General features: G+C 39.2%; 2 protein-coding genes. Both read left to right on the forward strand.

Features of this window, described 5'->3' with window-relative positions; translation table 11 throughout:
* Positions 1-323 precede the first annotated feature (323 nt).
* Positions 324-2450, forward strand: coding sequence for a S9 family peptidase (locus QZ562_RS20430; protein ID WP_293764441.1), 2127 nt, complete (start codon positions 324-326; stop codon positions 2448-2450).
* Positions 2451-3152: 702 nt separating this feature from the next.
* Entirely contained in the window at positions 3153-3569 is a 417-nt protein-coding gene (locus QZ562_RS20435; RefSeq protein ID WP_363315391.1) for a hypothetical protein, read from the forward strand.
* Positions 3570-3630 lie beyond the last annotated feature (61 nt).

A 3630-nucleotide genomic window follows, 5' to 3' on the forward strand; every position in this document is an offset into this window, starting at 1 on the left:
GTACGATAAAGATAAAATCACCAACCACTTTTTGACCATTTATCAGTGTAGTATGAGCAAAGCAAAAATACTGCTTCGCTGCGAAAAATCATTAGAAGGTCAAAAAACCTAGCTAGATAATTACCTAATCTGCATAACGGTGCCTAGGATACCTATGTTCACAGGTGTTTCCCGCTGATTATTTAAGAATTATTGAGTTACTAATACATAGAGCAATTATTTCATCTTGCAAAAAATGAATATAGATGGCTTGATCATCACTAAATTTCTCTATCAGTCACAATTAATTGCAGTCATATTTTAATTTATTTTTAGGAATAATAATGTCGTCTTTGTTATCAGGTTGCAGTATTGAAAAAAAGTCTGAGTTGTTTGCACGTTTGCCACAGTTAGAGGGTAGCGTACCGCAGGCAAAAGCCATAGCCTTCCAAGCAGAATACCATGGGGTAACTTTAACCGATGACTACAATTGGATAAGAGATCAGGGGTATCCGGAAGTAAACGATAAACCAGTACTGGATTATCTAAAAACTGAGAATGATTATTACGCAAACTTTTTAGCCCCCCACAAACCATTGGTTGATAAATTATTTGAGGAATTTAAAGGGCGAGTTGATGAGGCTGATACCTCCGTTCCTTGGCAAAAAGAGGGGTACGAATACCGCTGGTATTATCAGCCTGGTAAAGAGTATAAAACTTGGGTTAGGCGCAAGCTAGACGGTATTGTTGAACAAATATTTATTGATGAAAACCTGTTAGCACAAGGACATGAATACTTCTCTTTAGGTGACTGGGATATCAGCCCAGATAATAAGTACCTTGCTTATTCGGTAGATACCGATGGTAGTGAACGGAATATTGTTAAAATCAAAAATTTGATTTTAAATGAATATATTGAAGATCAACTTACTGATGCTGCAGGCTCTGTACTATTTAGCCAAGACAGTCAGAGTCTTATATATTCTTTACTAGCAAAGGATAAATGGCGCACATTGAGTGTTAACGTCCATAAGTTGGGGACAAAACAAAACCTAGATAAAGTGTTACTCAGCGAAACGGATGAGTCTTTTTATCTGGACTTTTATCTTACCAGCAGTACAGATTATTTAGTCATTCAAACAGGTAATTCAATTACAAACGAGGTCTCGGTTGTAAGCATGGCAGACTTAAGCCAAGCGCCACAAAGCTTAAACAAACGAGAGCAAAATTTTTTGCTTCAAGCTGATCATGGCAACGAATATTTTTATTTACTAGCAAATGATACACACACCAATTTTCGAGTGGCAAAAGTAGCGGATAGTCACGCTATTTATGAGGATTGGCAAGATGTTATCCCTGGCTGTGACACTCGGTATGTTAAGGGCATTCAAGTATTTAAAGATTATCTAGCGGTTGAGCAGAGCATTCAAGGTATAGAGTCCATAAGCATATTGCCAAATCAACAACCTAGTTATCAGATATCACTACCCGAAAAAGTCGCCAGTGTGGGTCTGGGCACTAATCCTGAATTTACTCAGAAACACCTAAGGATCAGATACGAGTCGATGATCACGCCCGGCAGTGTTTATGATTTCGACTTAATTTCACGTACCCTAAATATCCGTAAAGTGAGAGCTGTTCCATCGGGTTATGACAAACGAAATTACCAAACAGAACGTATTATGGCTGATGCTCGCGACGGTAAAAAAGTACCCGTCACCTTAGTGTATAAAAAAGGTTACAAAAAAGACGGCACTCAGCCTTTATATCTTTATGCCTATGGGTCTTATTCTTTTGGTCTTGCTCCAGATTTTTCTACCACTCGATTAAGTTTACTCAACCGGGGGTTCGCTTTTGCTTATGCACATGTACGTGGTGGCGATGAAATGGGTTATCAGTGGTATTTAGATGGTAAATTAGATAAAAGAACGAATACTTTTAATGACTTTATCGATGTGGCTGAACATTTAATTGAAGATGGTTATGTCGCCAAAGGAAACATATCCATCGAAGGCGGAAGTGCTGGTGGTGAAGTCATGGGAGTGGTCGTTAATCAAGCACCGGAGTTATGGCGCTCTGCCACTTTAGCGGTACCTTTTGTTGATGTACTGAATACTATGCTCGATGCCACGTTGCCATTAACTCCGCCCGAGTGGAGCGAATGGGGAAATCCTTTGACGAGTAAAGAAACATTCGAATACATTCAAGGTTATTCGCCCTATGACAATATCCAAGCTGAAGAGTATCCACCCATGTTAGTAACAGGAGGCCTCAACGATCCCCGAGTTACTTACTGGGAGCCAGCAAAGTGGACAGCTAAAGTACGTGCAACTAAAACAGATAAAAACTTATTGGTGATGCGAATTAACATGGGAGCAGGGCACTTTTCTAATACTGGCAGATACGGACGCTTAAAAGACTCTGCCGAGGAATATGCCTTTGCGCTCATTGCCCATGGCATTGACAAGTAATTTGACTTCTTACCCGCGGATCATGCACTGATTAATGTAATACATAAAATTTTGAGCACTCAACGGGCGCAGAGTATTGAATAACTGAAAGTGAGATGGACTGTTTTAGAAGCATAGTATCAACGCCACGTTGTTAAATATAACGAGGCGTTTTAAACAATTCTCCTGATACATCGATTAAAGGTCAACATGAGAGCTGGTATCCAAGTGCCACAATAAATCAGATTGGTGTAAATTAAACATAGTCTTCAAGTTAGTCACATTAAAAAAAATCGCTTGCTCAACAAAGGTGTTTTGAACAGTAAGATTATAGGGCATAAAAATTTATTACGCCTAAAGGTCAATGTATCCAAATTGGGAATAATATCACCAGAATACGATCAAATATATTCTACAATCGCGCACCTAAATTTTTAACTTCAAACGTCATCAATGGCATCATATTAATCCTCAAGCTGCTTTAAAACCTGTGTCATCTTAGTGTCACAATAATTAGTTGGACTATGGCACGGTTATCGCCTGCTCTTGAAAATTTAAACCCTAGTGTGTTTTGAATTAAAGCCCAGACCTGTAATCGGTCAATGCATAATGCGCCAAAACTACAAAGAACAGTGCAGTGAGTCAGTATCTTGTTTTGAGTGGGGCGCGATTAATCAATATCACTTTCAGCATATTGTTGCTTGGTTTTAGGGCATTGTTGTTTTGACTTCACATAATCCTACCGTACACGATGATCCCGCTATTCGAGAACTGTTGGCACGCATGCCCAGTGCAGTGGCCGAATCGTTTAATGAAGAACAGCTAAGTCATTTGTTAACGGCAATAGGTGCCAGAACTTGGGGCAAACATGCTGTTGACGTGCGCGGCACATTCAAAATACCATTTTACCGGTGGCGTTTTTATTATGTGTTGCTTTTGGGCAAAAACTATAGAGGATTAAGCCGTAAAGAAAAGCAGCTTTCATTACTCACCAGCACGCTGGTGTTTAGTCTTTTTTTAATCCTTTGCTCACTAGGTGGTTTATTACTGATTTATTTAATTAAGTCTGCATTAGGGATAAACCTGTTTTCCGGTTTTTCTCTGGGAATTTGGGATTGGTTCAAAGGATTATGGGCGTAGTAATGGGTCGTTTAGGTAATAAAAATAATCTGGTTTTATGTTTCACCGCTCTGTGTGTAGG

This window comes from uncultured Paraglaciecola sp., assembly GCF_913058035.1.
In the GTDB taxonomy this organism is placed as follows: domain Bacteria; phylum Pseudomonadota; class Gammaproteobacteria; order Enterobacterales; family Alteromonadaceae; genus Paraglaciecola.

Coding starts and splice junctions, on each gene's coding strand:
- QZ562_RS20430 (WP_293764441.1), top strand. CDS start 324: ATGTCGTCTTTGTTATCAGGTTGCAGTATTGAAAAAAAGTCTGAGTTG.